The organism is Microtetraspora malaysiensis, assembly GCF_050947145.1.
Lineage (GTDB): Bacteria > Actinomycetota > Actinomycetes > Streptosporangiales > Streptosporangiaceae > Microtetraspora_A > Microtetraspora_A malaysiensis.
This window is the reverse complement of sequence record NZ_CP191998.1, coordinates 7,632,827-7,653,309: the sequence shown is the minus strand read 5'-3', so window position 1 is coordinate 7,653,309 and position 20,483 is coordinate 7,632,827. Positions and strand designations below refer to the sequence as shown.

General features: G+C 72.8%; 15 protein-coding genes. 7 read left to right on the top strand and 8 right to left on the bottom strand.

Going from position 1 to position 20,483, the window contains the following annotated elements:
* Window positions 1-63: 63 nt before the first annotated feature.
* Window positions 64-1,269 carry a 1-deoxy-D-xylulose-5-phosphate reductoisomerase gene (gene dxr, locus ACQP1V_RS35770; RefSeq protein ID WP_067133042.1) on the top strand — a complete coding sequence of 402 codons (1,206 nt, stop codon included), beginning with the start codon at window positions 64-66 and terminating at the stop codon, window positions 1,267-1,269.
* A 55-nt stretch (window positions 1,270-1,324) separates the two neighbouring features.
* Here the strand turns inward: dxr and ACQP1V_RS35765 are convergent, their stop codons facing one another.
* Window positions 1,325-2,446 (bottom strand): lytic polysaccharide monooxygenase, encoded by a 1,122-nt coding sequence (locus tag ACQP1V_RS35765; protein ID WP_433414874.1) that lies wholly within the window; start codon window positions 2,444-2,446, stop codon window positions 1,325-1,327.
* Between the two features lie 365 nt (window positions 2,447-2,811).
* Here ACQP1V_RS35765 and ispG point away from each other — a divergent pair, with 365 nt between their 5' ends.
* The 3 genes from ispG (at window position 2,812) to ACQP1V_RS35750 (ending at window position 6,670) form a co-directional block, all read left to right on the top strand.
* Complete coding sequence (gene ispG / locus ACQP1V_RS35760; RefSeq protein ID WP_387417601.1) at window positions 2,812-3,975, top strand: flavodoxin-dependent (E)-4-hydroxy-3-methylbut-2-enyl-diphosphate synthase; 1,164 nt, start codon at window positions 2,812-2,814, stop codon at window positions 3,973-3,975.
* Window positions 3,976-4,093: 118 nt separating this feature from the next.
* The gene (locus ACQP1V_RS35755) at window positions 4,094-5,788 is read left to right on the top strand and encodes an alpha/beta hydrolase (protein WP_433414872.1); all 1,695 of its coding nucleotides are present in this window, start codon (window positions 4,094-4,096) and stop codon (window positions 5,786-5,788) included.
* A gap of 39 nt (window positions 5,789-5,827) precedes the next feature.
* Complete coding sequence (locus ACQP1V_RS35750) at window positions 5,828-6,670, top strand: GNAT family N-acetyltransferase (RefSeq protein WP_387417624.1); 843 nt, start codon at window positions 5,828-5,830, stop codon at window positions 6,668-6,670.
* Here the strand turns inward: ACQP1V_RS35750 and ACQP1V_RS35745 are convergent.
* Together ACQP1V_RS35745 and ACQP1V_RS35740 are read right to left on the bottom strand one after the other, a co-directional pair.
* Window positions 6,651-7,037 carry a DUF3037 domain-containing protein gene (locus ACQP1V_RS35745; protein ID WP_433414870.1) on the bottom strand — a complete coding sequence of 129 codons (387 nt, stop codon included), beginning with the start codon at window positions 7,035-7,037 and terminating at the stop codon, window positions 6,651-6,653. The two genes, ACQP1V_RS35750 and ACQP1V_RS35745, sit on opposite strands and share 20 nt — an antisense overlap.
* Window positions 7,034-7,858 carry a HipA family kinase gene (locus tag ACQP1V_RS35740; RefSeq protein ID WP_433414869.1) on the bottom strand — a complete coding sequence of 275 codons (825 nt, stop codon included), beginning with the start codon at window positions 7,856-7,858 and terminating at the stop codon, window positions 7,034-7,036. Before ACQP1V_RS35740 ends, ACQP1V_RS35745 begins: the two co-directional genes overlap by 4 nt.
* 114 nt (window positions 7,859-7,972) lie before the next feature.
* Between ACQP1V_RS35740 and ACQP1V_RS35735 the strand changes: the two genes are divergently transcribed.
* Window positions 7,973-9,262 (top strand): serine/threonine-protein kinase, encoded by a 1,290-nt coding sequence (locus tag ACQP1V_RS35735; RefSeq protein ID WP_433414867.1) that lies wholly within the window; start codon window positions 7,973-7,975, stop codon window positions 9,260-9,262.
* Window positions 9,263-9,299: 37 nt separating this feature from the next.
* Here the strand turns inward: ACQP1V_RS35735 and ACQP1V_RS35730 are convergent, their stop codons facing one another.
* The gene (locus tag ACQP1V_RS35730) at window positions 9,300-9,842 is read right to left on the bottom strand and encodes a TetR/AcrR family transcriptional regulator (RefSeq protein ID WP_433414865.1); all 543 of its coding nucleotides are present in this window, start codon (window positions 9,840-9,842) and stop codon (window positions 9,300-9,302) included.
* Window positions 9,843-9,948: 106 nt separating this feature from the next.
* Between ACQP1V_RS35730 and ACQP1V_RS35725 the strand changes: the two genes are divergently transcribed.
* The gene (locus ACQP1V_RS35725) at window positions 9,949-12,195 is read left to right on the top strand and encodes an MMPL family transporter (protein ID WP_433414863.1); all 2,247 of its coding nucleotides are present in this window, start codon (window positions 9,949-9,951) and stop codon (window positions 12,193-12,195) included.
* Here ACQP1V_RS35725 and ACQP1V_RS35720 read toward each other — a convergent pair.
* Window positions 12,173-15,853, bottom strand: a complete 3,681-nt coding sequence (locus tag ACQP1V_RS35720) for a WD40 repeat domain-containing serine/threonine protein kinase (RefSeq protein WP_433414861.1) — start codon at window positions 15,851-15,853, stop codon at window positions 12,173-12,175. The genes ACQP1V_RS35725 and ACQP1V_RS35720 overlap by 23 nt on opposite strands.
* 76 nt (window positions 15,854-15,929) lie before the next feature.
* A complete protein-coding gene (locus ACQP1V_RS35715) occupies window positions 15,930-16,577 on the bottom strand; it encodes a CHAP domain-containing protein (protein WP_433414859.1) in 648 nt (215 codons plus the stop codon).
* 183 nt (window positions 16,578-16,760) lie between these two features.
* Here ACQP1V_RS35715 and ACQP1V_RS35710 point away from each other — a divergent pair, with 183 nt between their 5' ends.
* Window positions 16,761-17,390: a PaaI family thioesterase gene (locus ACQP1V_RS35710; protein WP_433414857.1), complete on the top strand. Its 630-nt coding sequence runs from the start codon at window positions 16,761-16,763 to the stop codon at window positions 17,388-17,390.
* A gap of 13 nt (window positions 17,391-17,403) precedes the next feature.
* Here the strand turns inward: ACQP1V_RS35710 and ACQP1V_RS35705 are convergent, their stop codons facing one another.
* On the bottom strand, window positions 17,404-18,153 hold the full coding sequence (locus tag ACQP1V_RS35705) for a glucose 1-dehydrogenase (protein WP_067133006.1): 750 nt from the start codon (window positions 18,151-18,153) through the stop codon (window positions 17,404-17,406).
* Between the two features lie 38 nt (window positions 18,154-18,191).
* A complete protein-coding gene (locus ACQP1V_RS35700) occupies window positions 18,192-20,474 on the bottom strand; it encodes a protein kinase domain-containing protein (RefSeq protein WP_433414855.1) in 2,283 nt (760 codons plus the stop codon).
* Window positions 20,475-20,483: the final 9 nt, after the last annotated feature.

Genomic DNA, 20,483 nt, shown 5'->3' with positions numbered 1-20,483 from the left:
TGCGTCGCCGCGCCTTCGTTCCCCTGACGTCCCGGGCGACGGCGATGGCGGGACAATGGGACGATGACTCCTGAATGCAGCCCGCGCCCCGTCGTCCTTCTCGGCTCCACCGGCTCCGTCGGCACCCAGGCACTCGACGTCATCGCCCGGAACCCCGAGAGGCTCCGGATCACCGCGCTCGCCGCAGGCGGAGGTCGGGTCGGGCTGCTCGCCCGCCAGGCCGCCGAGTTCCGCGCGGAGGCCGTGGCCGTCGCCGACCCGTCGGTCGTACCGGCACTCAAGGAGGCGCTGGCCGCGCACGGAGCGGCGCCCACGGTCCTCGCGGGCGCCGAGGGGGTGGCCGAGGTCGCCGCGTGGCCGTCCGGCGGCGCGGACGAGGGAGACCGGCCCATCGTGCTGAACGCGATCACCGGCGCGCTCGGCCTGACCTCGACGCTGGCCGCACTGGAGGCGGGCCGGGACCTGGCCCTGGCCAACAAGGAGTCGCTGATCGTCGGCGGGCCGCTCGTCAAGCGGCTGGCCAAGCCGGGCCAGATCCTCCCGGTCGACTCGGAGCACTCGGCGCTCGCGCAGTGCCTGTGGGCGGCCGGTCCGTCGGGAGCGGACGCGCGGACGGTGCGGCGGCTCGTCGTCACGGCGAGCGGCGGGCCGTTCCGTGGCAGGAAGCGCACGGAGCTGTGGGACGTCACGCCCGAGATGGCGCTCGACCACCCGACCTGGAACATGGGGCCGGTGATCACGATCAACTCGGCCACCCTGGTCAACAAGGGCCTTGAGGTGATCGAGGCGCATCTGCTCTTCGACATCGGGTTCGACCGCATCGACGTCGTGGTCCACCCGCAGTCGGTGATCCATTCGATGGTCGAGTTCGTGGACGGCTCGACGATCGCGCAGGCGAGCCCGCCCGACATGCGGCTGCCGATCTCGCTGGCCCTGGGGTACCCGGAGCGTGTGCCCGGCGCGGCGTTCCCCGTCGACTGGACCCGGGCGCACACCTGGACCTTCGAGCCGCTCGACGACGAGGCGTTCCCGGCCGTCTCGCTGGCCCGCCAGGTCGGCGCCCAGGGCGGTACGGCCCCCGCCGTCTACAACGCGGCCAACGAGGTGTGCGTGGAGGCGTTCCTGAAGGGTGCGCTGCCGTTCCCCGGGATCGTGGACACGGTCGCCCAGGTGGTGTCCGAGCACGTGACCGGCCAGGCGTCCACGGTGGAAGAGGTGCTGGCGGCGGACGAGTGGGCCCGCTCCCGCGCCGCCGAGCTGACGGCCTGAGGGACCCGGGAGCGGTCTCGCGCCCGTCCCGGGTCCCCGCGCCTCCGTCAGGCGGTCAGGCCGCCGTACAGGTGACGCTCGAAGGAGCGGTCACGGTGCCCGAGGCGTTGCCCAGGAAGCCGAACGTCGTCGAGGCGTTCGGGGCCAGGGAGCCGTTGTAGCTCTCGTTCTTCACCGTCACCGAGGCGCCCGCCTGGTTGCCGATGCCGTTCCAGACCTGGGTGATCGTCTGGCCGGACGGGAGTGTCCAGCCGACCGTCCAGCCCCCGATCGACGAGGTCCCGGCGTTGTGCACCGTCACCTCGCCCTGGAAGCCGCCCTGCCACTGGTTCGTGATCGCGTACGTCGCGGTGCAGCCGCCCGTTCCCGGAGACGTCGAGGGGCTCGGCGACGCGGAGGGACTGGGGCTCGTGGAGGGGCTGGCCGACGGGCTGGGGGAGGGGGTCGAGCCGCCCGGTCCCACCCCGGTCACCTCGCCGGAGCCGCCGTCGAACACGACGTCTGAGCAGCTGTAGAACGTCTCGTTGCTGTCCGACCGCTGCCACACGGTGTAGATGATGTGGCGGCCGCTCTTGCCCGACGGCAGCGTGGCGTTCCAGTAGTAGTACGCGTCCTCGTTGCCGGGGGAGCCGACGCTCGGTGGGTCGGTGACGCTGGAGAAGGGCGTGGACTCGAGGTCGTTCCAGGCGAGCGGCCTGGTCGGGCTCCACGAGTCCTTGGTGATGTACGAGCGGAACGAGCCGGGGTGGGCCGCCCACTTGTTGTACGTGAACCGCAGTGTCGCGCCGGAGGTCAGGTGCGTCACCGGCCAGTCGGCTCGTGCCAGGTCGAAGCCGCTGAAGTCGTAGACGACCGCGGCGCCGCTGCACAGCTTGCCGTCCGGGATGAAGCCCGACGTGCGGCCCGCGCCGTCCGAGCGCAGGACGGCGAACCAGTTGTAGAGCGCGTTCGTCCCGCTCTGGGCGACCGCGGCCGCGCAGGCCGGGTTGTTGGGGACGATGCCGCCGCTCGAGGTCAGGCCGTCCTTCCAGCACAGGTAGGTGCGGCTGCCCGGGACCATCGGCGCCCCGTGCGCGGACGCGGGGGAGACGACGAGCACGGCGACGACGAGGGCGGACAGGGCGGCGACGACGGTGGCGACGGTCGATCGTGACCGTGTTCTTCGTGGTGCTCCCACGGATTACCCTTTCGCGTGGTCAAGGCTGCCGCACGCGTGGCGCGGCACGGCATCGCCGGCGATGCGACGCCGCCGGCCGGAGGACAGCCGCTGACATACCGGACTATTTGCGCGTAAGCGCTCACGCGCTCCGGACACTAACCCGGGCTCGCGCGCCCGCCCAGGAAGGCGGCGGCCGCCGTACCGGCCACTCCGCGTCCCCGCAGCTCAGGCGGTCGTGCGCGGGCGCCGGGTGATGAAACCTTCATTGGCTGCGCGCGCTCCGCCGAACCGGACAATCCGGCCGCCGGGCTGGAGATCTTGGCGGACTCCCTAGACTGGGAGAGCCCGCACGCGGCCGTCGACCCAGAACCCAAGGTGCTGAAATGTCTGTTGATCTCGGGATTCCCACCGTAAGGACCCAGCCGATCGCCCAGCGGCGGGTGTCACGGCAGATCATGGTCGGCTCGGTCCCGGTCGGAGGGGACGCCCCGATCTCGGTGCAGTCGATGACCACCACGCTCACCGCCGACGTCAACGCCACCCTCCAGCAGATCGCGGAGCTCACCGCGTCGGGCTGCCAGATCGTCCGCGTCGCCGTGCCGTCCCAGGACGACGCCGACGCGCTCCCCCTGATCGCCAAGAAGTCGCAGATCCCGGTGATCGCCGACATCCACTTCCAGCCCAAGTACGTCTTCGCCGCCATCGAGGCCGGCTGCGCCGCCGTACGCGTCAACCCGGGCAACATCAAGAAGTTCGACGACAAGGTCGGCGAGATCGCCAAGGCGGCGTCCGACCACGGCGTCCCGATCCGCATCGGCGTCAACGCGGGCTCCCTCGACCCCCGCCTTCTCAAGAAGTACGGCAAGGCCACCCCCGAGGCGCTGGTCGAGTCGGCCCTGTGGGAGTGCTCGCTGTTCGAGGAGCACGGCTTCCGCGACATCAAGATCTCGGTGAAGCACAACGACCCGGTCGTCATGATCCAGGCGTACCGGCTGCTCGCGCAGAAGTGCGACTACCCCCTCCACCTCGGCGTCACCGAGGCCGGTCCGGCGTTCCAGGGCACGATCAAGTCCGCGGTGGCGTTCGGCGCGCTGCTCGCCGAGGGCATCGGCGACACGATCCGCGTCTCGCTCTCGGCCCCGCCGGTCGAGGAGATCAAGGTCGGCTGCCAGATCCTGGAGTCGCTGAACCTGCGCGAGCGCGGCCTGGAGATCGTCTCCTGCCCCTCCTGCGGCCGGGCCCAGGTGGACGTCTACACCCTGGCCGAGCAGGTCCACGCCGGTCTCGACGGCCTGAAGGTCCCGCTGCGGGTGGCCGTGATGGGCTGCGTCGTCAACGGCCCCGGCGAGGCGAGGGAGGCCGACCTCGGTGTCGCCTCCGGCAACGGCAAGGGCCAGATCTTCGTTAAGGGGCAGGTCATCAAGACCGTGCCCGAGTCGCAGATCGTCGAGACCCTGATCGAGGAGGCGCTGCGCCTCGCCGAGGAGATGGGCGTGGACGTCGACCTCGGCGACGACGCCCCGGGCCCCCAGGTCGTCGTCAGCTGATCGTTACACTCCGCAATATCTCGATTACAGCGTGACAGGCATCCTCGGATGCGCTGCGTGACCACACGGTGACCCACGCCAAGCTGTCCTCTGCCGTCTGAGCAGAGGGAGCGTGCGGGTGAGGCGAATCATCGGGGTGGTCGCGGGTGCGACGGTGCTCGTCACCGGAGCGGCGGTCACCGGAGCCGGCGGGGCCGGGGCGACGAGCGCCCGGACCCGCACGGCGATGCCGGAAGCGATCACGTGGGGGTCGTGTGAGGAGGCCAGGCCGGCCACCGGCGCGCTCGGCCAGGCGCTCGGCCGGATCGGCGACGCGGGCGCACACGTCACCCGGCAGGTGGCCGGGCGGCGGCAGGCGCCCGTCGGCGAGGTCGAGTGCGGCACCCTGCGCGTCCCCCTCGACTACACCGTGCCGGAGGGGCAGCAGATCTCGCTCTCGCTCAACCGGATCAAGGGGACCGCTTCGCGCGACGGCAACCACCTCGGCGTGATGCTGGTCAACCCGGGCGGGCCCGGCGCGCCCGGGCGCTCGCTGGCCAGGTTCGTCGCGGGCTCGCTCCCGCCGGACGTGGCCGCGCGGTACGACGTGATCGGCTTCGACCCGCGCGGAGCGGGGGCCAGCGAGCCCGCGCTGAGCTGCGTGGACCCCGAGCGCTTCTTCGCCCCGCCGCGGCTGGACAACGTGCCGCGCGACGCCGCGGAGGAGCAGGCGCTGGTCGGCCGCGCCCGCGAGTACGCCGACGCGTGCGGCAACCGCTGGGCCTGGTTCCTGCCCTACCTCACGACCGAGAACTCCGCACGCGACATGGACGCCATCCGGAGCGCCCTCGGCGAGGACAAGGTCAGCTATCTCGGCTACTCGTACGGCACCTATCTGGGGGCGGTCTACGCGACGCTCTTCCCGCAGCGGGTCAGGCGGCTGGTGCTCGACAGCGTCGTCGATCCCGCGGGCGTGTGGTACGCCACGAACATCGCGCAGGACTACGCCTTCGACCGGCGCCACCGGGACTTCCTCGACTGGGTCGCCCGGCACGACGACGTGTACGGCCTGGGGCGCACCAGGTCCGGGCTCGGCTTCGCCTGGTATTCCATGCGCTCCCGGCTGCGGAGCCGTCCGGCGGGCGGCGTGGTCGGGCCGAGCGAGCTGGACGACCTGTACACCGTGGGCGCCTATTCGAGCTCCGTCTGGCCCCGCCTGGCCCAGGTGTTCTCCGACTACGTCAAGAAGGGCGACACCGCGGGGCTCGTCTCCGCCTACCGCGCGCTGGTCGACAACGACGCCGCCGAGGAGAACAGCTACGCCGTCTACCTGGGCGTCCAGTGCCGCGACGCCGCGTGGCCGCGCGACTGGACCCGCTGGCACGCGGACACGACGCGGGTCGCCAAGCAGGCGCCGTTCCTCACCTGGCCGAACGCCGTCTACAACGCGCCGTGCGCCTTCTGGTCGGAGCGCGGCGGGACTCCACCCGCGGTGGGGACGGCGAAGCTGCCGCCGGTCCTGCTGTTCCAGGCCCGGCACGACGCGGCCACGCCGCAGGCGGGCGCGCTGCGCGTCCGCGGCCTGTTCCCGACCGCGCGGCTGGTCACCGTGCCGGGCGGCGACCACGGCGTGGCGTTGGCCGGGAACGGCTGCGTGAACCGCTATCTCGCCGCCTACCTGCGGGACGGGACCACGCCGCCGCGCCGGATCGGCCAGGGGGCCGACGCCGCGTGCGACGGCGCGACCGAGCCGCGGCCCATCACCCCGATGGCGGCGGGCGGGCCGAGCGGGCACGCGCTCCTCACCGAGCTGTTGATGGGGCGCGTCCGCTAACTTCCAAAATCGAGGCAGTCGCGTAGGCTTGGCCCCGTGATGCTGCGTACTTCGGCGTCGCGCGTCCTCGACGACAACGATCGCGAAGAGGTGCTGGCGCTCCTCGACTCCGATCCCGTCGCCAACGTCTTCGTCGCCTCCCGGATCAGGTCCGTCGGGTTGAGCCCGTCCCGGCTCGGGGGGCAGATGTGGGGGTACGGCCCGCGCGGCGGGCTGGTCTCGCTCTGCTACGCCGGGGCCAACCTGGTCCCGGTGAACGCCGGTCGCGATGCCGTGCACGCGTTCGCCGACCGCGCCCGCAAGCAGGGCCGCCGCTGTTCGTCGATCGTCGGCCCCGCGACCGCGGTCGAGCAGCTCTGGGAGCGGCTGGAGCCGCACTGGGGTCCGGCCCGCGCGATCCGCTGGGCCCAGCCGGTGATGGCCACCAGCTCCGCCCCCGCCGTCACGCCGGACCCGCTGGTACGGCGGGTCAAGCCCGAGGAGTTCGGCACTCTGCTGCCCGCCTGCGTGGCGATGTTCACCGAGGAGGTGGGCGTCTCCCCGGACAACGGGGACGGCGGCGCGCTCTATCGCGCGCGGGTGGCCGAGCTGATCCGCATCGGCCGGTCGCTGGCCCGCATCGACGACGGCCGGGTGGTCTTCAAGGCCGAGATCGGCGCGGTCACGCCGCAGGCGTGCCAGATCCAGGGCGTCTGGGTCGACCCGGAGCTGCGCGGGCACGGTCACGCCTCGGCCGGGATGGCCGCCGTCGTGGAGCAGGCGCTGAAATACTTCGCGCCGTTGGTCAGCCTCTATGTGAACGACTACAACCTGCCCGCGCGGGCGGTCTATCGCCGGGTCGGCTTCCGCGAGGTCGACACGTTCATGTCCGTGCTGTTCTGACCAGCCGGTCCATCAGGTGGTCGAGCTCGGCCACCGGGTCGAGGGTCAGGCCCGCGTGGACCGGGCCGGTCTGCACGATCGTGCTGCGCGGGGCGGTCAACCATCGGAACCGGCTGCCCGGGGCCTCGCCGTCGAGCGGCCCGGCGTCGTCGGTGCAGGCCAGCTCGTAGGCGTCCAGCGCGTGCCGTACGCCGGTGAGGTCGACGGAGGAGCTGAGCGCGCGCAGCCGGGCCTCGTCCAGCTCGACGCGGGCGCACAGGTAGCCGCGGGGCTGGCAGTAGAGGATCACCCCCACGTTGATCAGCTCGCCCCGCTCGACGCTGGGAATCACCCTGATCACGGCGTACTCGTAGACGTCGCGGCTCATCGGCCCTCCTCCCGCGCCGCCCGCCAGAAGCGGCCGATCGAGCCCTGCCGTCCGCGGTCCGGCGGAGGCGCGACGGCCGGGCTCGGCAGCCAGTCACGCGGGCCGTGCACGCGGGCGAGGAGGTGCTCGACGTATCCGTCGCGTACGGCCTGCGCGCCGTCGAAGCCGGGCTCATCCTCCAGCCACTCGTCGGGGATCAGCGCGGTCACCTTGTCGAGCAGGTCGCGGGTGACGCGCGGGGCCAGGTCGGCGTCGGCCGCGTCCATCTCGGTGGCGTACGGCCCGAGGACGTGGTCGCTCCCGTCGAAGGAGCGCCGGGGGTTGGCGGACCGCCAGTTGTGGTGGAACCAGAGGGCGGCGCCGTGGTCGATCAGCCACACGTCGCCGTGCCAGACGAGCAGGTTGGGGTTGCGCCAGCTCCGGTCGACGTTGTGGATCAGGGCGTCGAACCAGAGCAGGCGGGAGGCGAAGCCGGGGTCGGGCCGCCAGCCGAGCGGGTCGAAGCCGAGCGCGCCCGGGAGGAAGTCGATCGCCAGGTTGTGGCCGGCGCTCGCGGTCAGCAGGTCCTGGATCTCCTCGTCGGGCTCGCGCGCGCCGAGCTGCGGGTCGATGTCGATGATCTTCAGCTCGGGGGTGGCGAAGCCGAGGCTCCGGGCCAGCTCGGCGCAGACGATCTCGGCGACGAGGACCCGCCGCCCCTGCCCGGCTCCCCGGAACTTCACGACGTAGGTGCCGAGATCGTCGGCCTCCACGACGCCGGGAAGCGACCCGCCCTCCCTGAGCGGCGTCACGTATCGCGTGGCCGTGATCTGTTCCAGCACGCCGTAAAGGCTATCGGCTGCCGGCTCCGTTCCCGGCGCCCGCCGAATCCGGCGCTGAGGAGAGGGGGTCGTCCTGATTGGGGGCGTCTGGGGCGATCGTGGTAGGTATGGCGGGTGTCGCGGCTCTCCCCCCTACGGCCCGAGGATCCGCAGCGGCTCGGCGGCTACCTCCTGAACGGTCGCATCGGCGCGGGTGGGCAGGGCGTGGTCTTCCATGCCACCGGACCCGACGGTTCGCCGGTGGCGGTGAAACTGCTCCGCGCCCGCCTGACCGGCGAGGCCGGCGACCGGCGCAGGTTCGTCGGGGAGGTCCAGGCCGTGCGGCGGGTGGCCCCCTTCTGCACCGCGCGGGTCCTGAACGCCGACCTCGACGGCGACCGGCCCTACATCGTCAGCGAGTACATCGACGGCGTCTCGCTCCAGGAGCACGTCAGGACGTACGGCCCGAGGTCGGACGGCGCGCTGGACCGGGTCGCGGTGGGGACCGCGACGGCGCTCGCCGCCATCCACCGGGCGGGTGTGATCCACCGCGACTTCAAGCCGGCGAACGTCCTCATCGGCGCGGACGGGCCGCGCGTCATCGACTTCGGCATCTCGCGGCTGCTCGACGCCACCGCGACCACCGGCGGTCCGGTCGGCACGCCCGCCTATCTCGCGCCCGAGCAGCTCAGAGCCGAGCCCGTCGGACCCGCGAGCGACATGTTCGGCTGGGCGCTCACCGTGGCGTTCGCCGCGAGCGGGCGGCACGCCTTCGCCGCCGACACGTACGGCGCCATCCTCGCCCGGATCCTGTACGGCACGCCGGACCTCGGCCCTCTCGACGGCCCGCTCCGCGAGATCGTGGTCGCCTGCCTGGCGAGCGAACCGCGCGACCGGCCGACCGCGGAGGAGGTGCTCGGCCGACTGCTCGGAGGGGGAGGGGCGGCGGGTCAGGCGGGCCCTCCGGCTGTCCCGGAGGGCGTTCCGGCGCGGCGGCCGGGCGGGCTCCGGCGGCGGTGGCCCGTCCTGGTGGCCGGGATCGCCGTGGCGGCCGTCATCGCGGGGGGTGCGGTCTTCCTGGTGCGGGGCGGCGGCGCGCAGGGGGACGGCGGCGGCGCGGCCGACGGCATGTGGATCGGGGTGGCCCGCTATCCCGCGGCCTCCCGGACGTTCCCGATCGAGATCTATCTGTCCGGGGCGTCCCGAATGCGGTGGGGGGCGGACCTGCACTGCGAGGGACGGCTCATCCGGCGCGAGGGGACGGGAGGCGACCTCGTCCTGCGGCTGGACCAGGTGACGGGGGCGAGCTGCCATCCGGGGACCGTGGTGTTCCGGGAGAAGGACGACCGGTCGGCCACGGTCGATGTGATCAAGAATGGGTCGGACGAGGTCGCCTACACCGGCCGCCTCGCCCGCGACTCCTGACCATCGGCATCGTCGAGCACATGCGGGCGTCTTGGTCTCAGGATTCGTAGATCGCGAGCGCGGCGCGGGCGACGGCCTCCTCGACCAGCCCGGAGGGCAGTTCGGTGGTCTTGACGACGGCGGCCTGCACGCAGCCGAGCACCGCCCAGGCGCGCACCTGGATGGCGGGGTCCGGATCGTCTCCCGCCAGCCGCCGGTACAGCTCGTCGCGGAAGGTCCTGATCGCCTCGCCGGTGGTGCCGGGAGCGGCGTCGTCGGCGCCGCTGATGTCCTCCATGAGCAGCCGGACGACGGCGCGGTGCCGTACGGCGAAGGAGACGAAGGCGCGGATGTAGGCGGTGCGGTCGTCGCCGAAGTCCGTGCCCAGCAGCCGCAGCACGTCCTCGGCGGCGGGTGTGATGAGCTCGGCGGCCAGGCGGTCCTTCGGATGGAAGTGGTAGGCCACGGCGGTCTTGGTCAGGCCCACCGCCGCCGCGATGTCGGCCAGCGACGTGGCGGCGTACCCCCGCTCCGCGAACAGCTCGCGGGCGGCGGCCAGGATGCGGGATCGGGTGTCGTTCCCGGGGTCGAATGTGGTCATCGTCTCATTTTCTAGCGAGGCGCGGCATTCGAAGTGATTTGCGTCTTACGCTCGTCCTGTACGACCGTACAGGACGGCGTTTCAGGGACATGGCGGGGCGGTTCCCATGAGTTCGTTGCTAGGACGTCTCGGCGGCTGGTGCGCCCGGCACGGGCGGCTCGTACTCGCTCTCTGGGTGCTCGCGGCGGGCCTGCTGACCAGCCTCACCATGATCTTCGGCAGCCCGGTCAGCAACGACGTCGCCATCCCCGGAACGGACGCGCAGCGCGCGCACGAGCTGATGCGCGAGGGGTTCGGCCCCGGCTACGACGCGGGCGGCACCGTCCAGCTCGTCCTGTACACCGAGGAGGGCACGCTCCTGTCGAAGGAGCGTGAGAAGGCGGTCGGCGACGCCCTCGCCCGGATACGGCAGGTCCCCCACGTCGTCGAGGCGGAAACGCCGTACCGCATGGGCGGCATGGCGTCCAACCAGCGCATCGGCATGATCAGCGTGAAGCTGGCGGGCCAGGACGGCGCCAAGCAGGGCGAGACCGCGCACGAGCTCGTCACGGCGGCGGCGCCCGCGGCGGAGGCGGGCATCGAGGTGGTGGCCGCGACCTCCGGCTCGCCGGCCGACAAGGAGATCAAGACCGGTGTCAGCGAGATCATCGGCGTGGCCGTGGCGCTGCTGGTCCTGTTGTTCGCCTTCGGCACGCTGGTCGCCGCGCTGATCCCGATCTTCACCGCGTTGATCAGCATCGGCGTCGGGCTCGGCGTGATCGGCCTGCTCGGACACCTGGTCGACGTCCCCAAGTCCGCCTCGATCATGGCCACGATGATCGGGCTCGGCGTCGGCATCGACTACGCGCTGTTCCTGCTGTCGCGGCACCGCCGGCTGCTCGCCGACGGCGTTCCGGTGCGGGAGTCGGTCCGGCGCACGGTGGCGAGCTCCGGCGGCGCGGTCCTCTTCGCGGGCGGCACGGTCGTCATCGCGCTGAGCGCGCTGATGCTGGCCGGGTTCCCGCTGCTGCGCACGCTCGGCTGGATCACCGGCATCTCCGTCGTGTGCGCCGTGCTCACGTCGATCACCCTGGTGCCCGCGCTGCTCGGCCTGCTCGGGCACCGCGTCAACGCGCTGCGGCTGCCGCTGGTGGGGCGGGTGGCGAGCCGTCGCGGCGACGGGCCCGCCACCGGCTGGGCCGCGCTCGGCGCCTGGGTCGCCAAGCGCCCGTGGCGCGTGCTCACGGCCACCGTGGTCGCGCTCGCCGCGCTGGCCGCCCCGGCGGCGGCGCTGAAGCTGGGCGCGCTCGACCAGGGCTACTCGGACCAGGGCACCGCCGAGCGGCGGGCGTACGAGCTGGTGTCGGTCGGGTTCGGGCCCGGGGCGAACGGGCCGCTCATCGTCGTCGCCGAGCTGGACCGCGCGATCGCCGACACCGAGCCGGCCGACCCTCTCGTGCGGGAGCTGACCCAGAGGCTGCGGGACGCCTCCGGCGTCGCGCACGTGTCACCGCACAAGGTCAATGAGAACGGCAGGTCCGTGCTCGTCCAGGTGATCCCCGAGTACGCGCCGAGCGACTCGCGCGCCCTCGACGTTGTGTCCCAGGTGCGCGCGATCCGGATCCCGGGCGTACGCGTCCACGTTGGCGGCGAGGTCGCCGGGCTCGCGGACGCGGGGGACCGCATCATGGGCCGGACCCCGCTGGTGGTCGCGGTCGTCGTGCTGCTCAGCGCGCTGCTCCTGCTGCTCGCGTTCCGCGCCCCGCTGGTGGCGATCAAGGCGGCCGTGATGAACCTGGTGTCCCTCGGCACCGCGTTCGGGGCGCTGGCCGTCGTGTTCTCGATGGGCCTGGGCAGCCGGCTCGTCGGCATGGACCCGCCCTTCTCGCCGGACGGCACCTTCGTGAAGACGCTGTTCTTCTCGGTGCCGATCGACTACTACGTCCCGCTGATGCTGTTCGCGGTCCTCTTCGGGCTGTCGATGGACTACGAGGTGTTCCTGCTCACCGCGGTACGGCAGGCGTACACGCGGACCGGGGACAACCGGGCGGCCGTGGCCGAGGGGCTGGGCTCGACCGGTCGGGTGATCACCTCCGCGGCGCTGATCATGGTGGCGGTGTTCACCGCGTTCGTCGCCTACCCCGACCCGCTGGTGAAGGTGTTCGGCGTCGGGCTGGCGGTGGCGATCGCCGTGGACGCCACGATCATCCGCGGCTTCCTGGTGCCCGCGACGATGGTCCTGCTCGGGCGGCTCAACTGGTGGATCCCGCGCTGGCTGGACCGCGTGCTGCCGAACATCTCGATCGAGGGCCACGAGGACGAGCCGGTGGAGGCCGCGCCGGACCGGGACCTCACGACGGCCGGGCGGCACTGACCCCCGGCTCGCACGTCGCGCGGTACGGCACGTCGGGGACGAGCCGGGACCAGTCCCCCTCGGAGGGGCCGCCGCCGGCGCGCAGGCAGAGGGCGTGGACGGCGTCGTCCGGGTCGAGGTTCCGGGTCATGACGGTGCCGTCGGCGGCGACCGAGGACAACGTGCGGCCGTCCGGGCCGAACGCGACCACGACCACGTCGTCGGTGTGGTCGGTGAACGGCAGGCCGACCGGGCGGTGGGTCGCGACGTCCCACAGCCGGACGGTGTCGTCCGCGCCGGCCGTGGCGAGAACCCGGCCGTCCGGGGAGTAGGCGGCGGCGATCACCGGCTCCGTGTGCCCTTCAAGCGGGGGATCGATCGGCCGCCCGGTGCCGGGGTCCCAGATCCAGGCGCGCGCGTCGATCGTCGGGCCCACCTGTTCCGAGCAGGAGCACGCGTTCTCGCCGCGGAGGACCAGGCCGCCGCCGTCCGGGCTGAACGCGAGCGCCTCGCTGCTGTGCTCCCTGGCGAACGGCTTGCCCGGGGCGCCGGACGCGACGTCCCACAGCATGGTCCGCTCGGGATTGCCGAGCGTGAGCGTCCGGCTGTCGGGGCTCCAGACGAGCGTGGTCACCAGGCGCGCCGTCGTGTCTCCGGACGGCCGGAGCCGCGCCGTGTCGTAGAGCCGGACTTTGTTCCGCGCGTCGGACAGGGCGAACGTCTTCCCATCGGGGCTGAACGACAGGGCGTAAACCTCCTCCGGATTGTCGGAGGTGTTCTCGGGCAACAGGATCCGGTCGCGTTCGCGTCCGGCCCGCACGTCGATCAGCGAAACGACCGTGTTGGAGCGTACGGTCGCGAACGTCTTCCCGTCCGGCGAGAACGCCATCGCGGGGACCACGACGGCGGTGGGGTTGACCGTGTCCCACCGGGTCTCCCAGGGGCCCGCGACGTCGCGCCCGATCTGCTCGCCGGTCCGGCGGTTCCAGAAGCGCACCGCTTTCGCCGAGACCGTGGCGATCGTCGTGCCGTCCGGGCTGAACAGCGCGCCCAGCACCCGGCCGCCCGGTGCGCCGCCGGCCGTGCGCAGCCGTACCGGGTGGGTGAACGCGCCCGCGTCCAGCGTCCGGACGGTGCCGTCGAACCCGCCGACCACGAGCCGGTCGCCGTCACCGGAGAACGCGACCGAGACGGACGAGAATCCCGGATAGTCGAACCGGCCCAGCTCTCTCATCGTGACGGGGTCCCAGACCTGCACCGCCCAGCCGCTGGCCGTCGCCAGTACCGCGCCGTCGCGGCTGAACGCGGCGGTCGTGACGAGGTCCCGCTCGCCGGCGCCCCTCGGCCCATGGCCGGTACGCGGAGCGGCGGGCCGGCCCGGCGTCAGCGTGACGACGTCGAGACCCGCGGCGAGCGCGATCCGCGCGCCGCCGGGAGCGACGGCGATGCCCTCCGCGCTCAGCTCCCGGTCCGCCCGGCCGTTCTTCCCGGAGCCGAGCCGCGCGATCCGCTCGGGTCCGTCGAGCCGGTAGAGATCGACGTAGCCGTCCTCCTGCTGGAGCGCGGCGTACTCGCCCGCCGGGTCGGTCCCGATCCGGTACGCCTCCGGCAGCCCGGGGACCGGGGTCAGGTCCGGCAGCCGGAGCAGGCGCTCCCGGTCGCTGGTCGTGGTGACGAGGTGGCGCGGCGAAGCCGTGAAGCGGGCGAAGTCTCCCGGCACCTTCCCGCGCGATTTCCCCGTGGCCGCGTCCGTCACCCTGTACGTGCCGGCGGTGGATCCGAACAAGGCCAGCCGCCCGTCCGCGCTCAGCTCGCAACTGGACGCCCCCTGTTCCGGCCCGGAGATCGTGCTCGTACGCCGGCCGGACGCGACGTCCCAGAGTTCGAGTTTGCCGCCGGTCACCACCGCCTCGATGGCCCCGTCCGCGCTGTGGCAGGCGGCGTCGACCGACGGAGGGGCGAAGATGGCGAGCTCCCGCTGGGCCAGCGAGCCGAGCACGGCCGACCGGGCCTCGGCGGTGGCGGAGACGCGCCAGGCGGCGAGGCTCAGCCGCATCGCGCCGACCGGGTCCGGCTCGCGCAGTTCTCGCACCTCGGCGGCCAGGCGGTCGGCCACGGCGACGTCGCGGCGCTCGTCCGCCCTGGCCCGCTCCGTCTGGGCGACGGCGCGCTGCGCCACGGCGTCCCTGCGCTGAGCGTCGGCGTCCCGGCGCAGGACCTCCGTGAGGCCGCCGAGCGCGACCGAGACGGCGAGCAGCGTCGCCAGGGCCGCCACCGCCGTACGGCGGCGCCGGGTGCGCCGCCGGGCCAGGGACGCGCTCGCGTCGAGGAAGGCGCGTTCCCGCCGGTTGAGCGCGATGTGCCGGCGCGCGGTGGCCGCCCACTGCATGGCGGTGTCGAGCCCGGCGCCGCCGAGCAGGTCGGCGTCCTTGCGGCCGCCCGCGTCCCAGTCACGCGCCGCCAGACGGACGCGGTGGTGGATCGGAAGTCCGGCCCGCTCGTCGGCGATCCAGTCACGCAGCCGGGACCACGCCTGCGGCACGGCGGCGTTGGCCAGGCTCACCCGGCCGCCCACGCGGGTCACCAGGCCGGCGGAGACGAAGCGGTCCAGCACGGCGGCCGGGCCGGTCTGCTCGCCGTCGGCCGCCGGGCCGCGGGTCGCGCCGTCGTCGTGGAAATCGGCCTCCTCGACGGCGTACAGCTCGTTCTCCGGGCCGATCATGCGGAGCAGCATCCGCGGCACGGCGGCCCGCTCGGCCTCCGGCAGTGACGAGTACACCTCCTCGGCCGTTTCGCCCAGCTCGGGGGCGGGCGCGGCGAGCGTCTCGGGAGGCCGCACGGTAGCCGCCGTGTCGCTTCCCCGCGTGAGAAGCGATCCGCGTGGCGCCGCGGCGCCGCCGAGGAGGCCGAGCAGGAGCTCGCGTGAGGTCGGCCGCGCGCCAGGGTCCTTGCTGAGCGCCTCGGACACGAGCGCGCGCAGCGACTCGGGCAACGGGCTGAGGTCGGTGTCGGCGGTCAGGATCTGGTGCACGACCGCGGCGACGTTGTCCCGCTGGAACGGGGCCGATCCGGTCGCGGCGAACACTATTACCGCGCCCCAGGCGAAGACGTCGGCGGCGGGCCCGGCCGTCCCCCCGGAGAACAGCTCGGGCGCCATGTAGGCGGGTGTGCCGACGAGCCCGCTGTCGGCGGTGAGCGAGCTCTCCAGGATGCGGGCGATGCCGAAGTCGATGACCCGGAGCCCGTCCGGGCCGAGCAGGACGTTGTCCGGCTTGAGGTCCCGGTGCACGACACCCGCCTCGTGGACGGCGGCCACCGCCGTTGCCACGCCGGTGGCGAGCCGGTGCAGGTCGTCACCCGTGTACGCCCCGGCCCGCTCCACGGCCGAGCGCAGGCTGGGGCCGTCCACGAACTCGCTCACGATGTACGGCCGGTCACCGTCGAGATCGACGTGCAGGATCTTGGCGGTGCAGAACGATGACACGCGCCGGGCGGCCGCGACCTCCTTGGCCGGGGGTCGGCGCAACCCGTTCGCGTGCAGGGCCTTGAGTGCGACGCGGACGCCCTCCGCGCCGTACGCCTCGTAGACGATGCCCTGGCCGCCGCTGCCGAGGCGGCTCGCCAGCGCGTACTCCCCGATGCGCACGGGGTCACTGGGTAAGAGGGGGGTCGGACTCATGCGACGGCTCCCGGGCGATGAGGCGGTCTAGGTAGTTATCGACCGGGGTGCGCGAGATGTCACAGAGTCCGGGGAGTCACATCCGGGAGCGTGCCGACGGCCGCCCGCCGAGGATGCGGGCGCGGACGCGGCGGCGGGCCCGCATGACGCCGACGGCGAGCGCGGCGACCGCGACGGAGGCGACGACCGCCAGCGCGCTCACGTCGTACGGAGGGGTCGTGACGAGCTGCTGCGCCGACGCCTTGGTCGCGGAGATCGTCTTCCCCTGCTCCACCCGTTCCTTGATCTTCTCGGGGTAGCCGTAGCCGACGACGGAGTTCTGGCCGCGGACCTTGATGCTCACCCGGCCGCCGTCGATGTTGCCCTCGATCGTCTGGATCTTGCTGCCCATGACCTTGGTCACGATGCCCACGTGGTCGATGCCGCTGATCGTGCCGGTGCCGTCCCAGTCGTAGAACACGAGGGCGCCGGGAGTGGGCCGGTTGCCCCAGGCACCCTGCTCCTTGAACCACTCGGCGTGGCGGACGGTCCAGGCGAACTGGCCGAACCAGTCGTCGTAGCCGAGCTGGCGTGCGCCCCAGGACAGGAACATGTCGCACCAGGGCTGGTCGGAGTAGTCGGCGTCCTGCTCCACGTTGTTGTACCACTGGCCGAACTTGGTGTGGCCATTGCCTTGCGCGCTGTAACCGACCTGGGAGCGCAGCAGTTCCAGCAGCTTCGTCATCTCGGGGCTCATGCGGATGGGGGCCTCTGTTCGGTCGTTTGGTGTCCTACGTGACGTCGGAGGCTAGTCATCTCAAAAGGGATATTCAACGCCAGATATGGACAAACCCAAGGTTCTTTACCTAAACATGGCGAAATCACCCCAAATGCTGAGATGGATGGAACACGTTCTACAATCACCGGCATGACGATGGATCTCGCCCCCGAACACGACGAGGAGGCGCGGCTCTCGGCTCAGGCCGTGCTCGCCCAGCAGGTCAGAGAGCTGATGGACGCGGTGGTGCTCACCGATGTGCCCGGGGACGAGATGACCGCCGTCACCGCCGAACTCGTGGCGCTCACCGAACGGCTCAAGGCGGCCCGCCGCGACCGCCCGCCGGTCCCGGAGCTCACGAGGAACGGCTTCCGGCACCTCGGCAACGCCGTCACCGGCGCGTGCAACCCGCACGCCCTGCCGCTTGAGATCGAGCGCGACCCCGAGGGCGGCTCCCGTGCTGATCTGGAGTTCCGGCCCACACACGAGGGGCCGCCCGACAGCGTGCACGGCGGCGTCAGCGCCATGATCCTCGACCACCTGCTCGGCGACGCCGTCGCGGCGGCGGGCCGGGCGGGCATGACCGGCACGCTGTCGATCCGCTACCGCCGGCGCGTGCCGTACGGGCAGCCGGTCGTCGGCCGGGCCGCCGCGACCCGCGCGGAGGGGCGCAAGACCTGGGTGGACGGCACGATCAGCCTGCCCGACGGCACCGTGCTGGTGGAGGCGACCGGCCTGTTCATCACGCCGACTCCCTGGGTGAACGCGATCCCCGAGTGAGCCGGCGAGGGCGTCAGTAGCCGGCGCCGGTCAGGAGGCCGCCGTCGATCGTGAACTCGCTGCCGGTGCAGTATCCGGCCCGGTCGGAGGCGAGGAACGCCACGACGTGCGAGACCTCCACCGGCTCGGCGAAGCGCTTGATCACCATCGCCTTAACGAACTGCTCGCCGTCCACCTCGGCCATGAGCTCGGGGTTGCTGGTCATGGACGTGTTGATCGCGCCGGGATGTACCGAGTTGACCCGGATCTTGAAGGGGGCCAGCTCGCGCGCCGCCGCCTTGGTGAGGCCCCGTACGCCGAACTTCGACGCGGAGTAGGCCGACAGTCCGGCGGCTCCGATGAAGCCCTCGATCGAGGAGATGTTCACGATCGAGCCGGACCCGGCCGCCTTCATCGGCTCGATCACCGACTTGACGCCGAGGAACGTGCCCTTGAGGTTCACGTCGAGGACCCGCTGGTACTCCTCGACCGTCATGTCGGCGATCCGGCGGAACATCAGGATGCCGGCGTTGTTGACCAGAACGTCGAGCCGGCCGTACGTCTCGACCGCCGCCTGCACCGCGCGGTCCCAGTCGGCGGGCTGGGTGACGTCGTGGTGGAGGTAGAGCGCGCCGGTCTCGTCGGCCAGCGCCTTGCCCTCCTCGTCGGTCACGTCGCCGAAGACCACGCGGGCGCCCTCCTGGAGGAAGAGCCGGACATGTGACGCGCCCATCCCGCGCGCCCCACCGGTGATCAGCGCGACCTTGCCGTCGAGCATGCCCATGGCTTCCTCCCGCGTAGCGCCCGCCCTGTGGTCTCAACCTAGCGAACGCTTGGTTGACGGACAAGATCCGCGTGCTCGCCGTCCCCCGGCGTGTCGGCGCCCGGTGTGCCAGCGCCCGGCGTCTCCTCCGGCTCCGCGCACGGCGGCCCGTGCAGCGTGACCGACCTCGTCGCGCCGCTCCCGCCGGGCGACAGGGTGACGCTCACGCTCCTGACATCCTCGACGTCGCACCCCGCCTGTTTGAAGGACACCGAGAACGACGGCGTGTAGACCTTGTCCCCTTCCAGGATCTCCCGCCGGGTCTGCTCGGAGGTCGTCGTCCCCTCCGCGCCGCGCAGCCGCTGGGTGAACGTCGCGACGACGGTCACCGGCCCGGTGGAGCCGGAGGTGACCCCCAGGCGCAGCGCCGTGCCATCCCAGGAGCTGATCGAGACGGACGGCGGGGCGCACGCGGGGCCGGTGACGCGGGTCTCCTTCGTCTGCGCGCCATCGGCGGCGGCGGGTTCGGTCCGGATCCGCACCCCCAGCACGGCGGTCGTGCCGCACTCCACCTTGATCGGATCGGGTGTCAGCTTGACGGCGTACGACGTGTGTCCCGACAGGGTGCGCGTCTCGCGTGCCACGGTCGTGCCGTCCCGGGTGAACTCGGCGACCAGCTTGACCGGCCCGGTTCCTCCGGCTCCCTCGGTGCCGACCTCGACAGCCGCCGCGACGCCGTCCCAGCGGGTGATCGCCACGCTCCGTACGGCGGGCGCCGGGCAGGCCGGGCCCTTCACCCGGACGGTCGCGGTGGCGGCGCCTCCGCGCGCTCTGGGCACGGTCGCCGCCTCGACGCGGCGGTAGACGGACGTGCCGCAGGCGGGGTCGGCGAAGGCGTGCTGGACGGCGGGGGAGTAGGCGGTCGCGCCCTCCAGCGGCACGGTCTGAGCCGTCACCGGGCGCAGGTCGTCCGGCGTCGGCCCCTCGGAGAACCGGACACTCAGCGCCACCGCCCCGCCGGTCGTCGTGCGCACCCGGACAACGGCCGACCGTCCGTCCCACCCGGAGACGCCGAGATCGGTGACCGAGGGCGGCGCGGGGCGCGGCGTCGGACCCGTGTCCGGCGGGGTCGGCCTGCCGCCCGCGCCACCTGTCACGCTGCCGCCTGTCGTGTTGCCGGTCGGCGTGCCCGGTGGCTCTCGCGATGGCTCCTCCGTCGACGGCGAAGGCGGCCGCGGGGATGCCTTCGGCGTGCGCGGCACGGCCGGAGCGGACGGGGCGGGCGTCGCCGAGGCGGGCGGCAGGCGGCTGTCGTCCGCCACCGTCGCCTGCCGGTTCGCCGCCACCACCGCGGCCACCATGACCGCGGACAGCGCCGTCGCGCCGATCGCGAACCTGGGGGCGAAGTGGGCGAACCGGTCCGACAGCACGGTACGCGCCAGCGAGGTGCCCGCCTCGGACGGCGCGGCCGGCTGCGCCAGCGGGAACAGCAGGGCGAGCAGGGTCGCCAGTTCGGCGAGGTGCCGCCGACCGCGCTGCTCCCACTCGGGCCCGTACGCGGCCGCGGCGGCGGCCTCCAGGTCGGCGATGAACGCGCGGGCGGTGGGCGGGCGGTCCGCCGGGTTCTTGGCCAGGCCCCGCCCGACCAGCCCGCGCACCGAGGCGGGCACCTCCGAGACGGGCACGGGCGCGTTCTGGTGCAGGCGCCGCAGCCCCGCCGCGTGCTCCGCGCGGTACGGCCTGTGCCCGGTCAGGCATTCGAAGAACACGCAGGTCGCGGCGTACACGTCGGCCGCCGGACCGGCCGGGGCGCCCTCCCACTGTTCCGGCGCCATGTACGAGGGCGTCCCGGCGGGCAGGCCGGGGACGCCGCTCGGGGCCGCGATGCCGAAGTCGGACAGCTTGCTCGTGCCGTCCGCCTGGACCAGCACGTTCTCCGGCTTGTAGTCCCGGTGGACGACCCCGGACGAATGCGCGGCGGACAGGCCGGCCAGCGATCCCTTCAACACGACGAGCGCCGCCTCGGGACTGGTCGTGCCGTGCTCGGCGAGGATCCGGCGCAGCGAGACGCCGTCGACCAGTTCCATGACGATCGCCGCCCCGGCCACCGTCTCGACGTACTCGTAGAGCCGGACGATGCTGGGGTCGTTGATCTCGACCATGACCCGGGCCTCGCTCCGGAACCCGGCCAGGAAGCGCGGGTCCTCCCGGAGCTCGGGACGGAGGTATTTGACCGCGACCAGGGCGCCGGTCGTCTTGTAGGTCGCCAGCACCACCCGCCCGGCGCCGCCGGCGCCGAGCTCGCGCACCTCCCGGTATCCCGGAACCGTCCAGGCATTCATCCTTCCGAA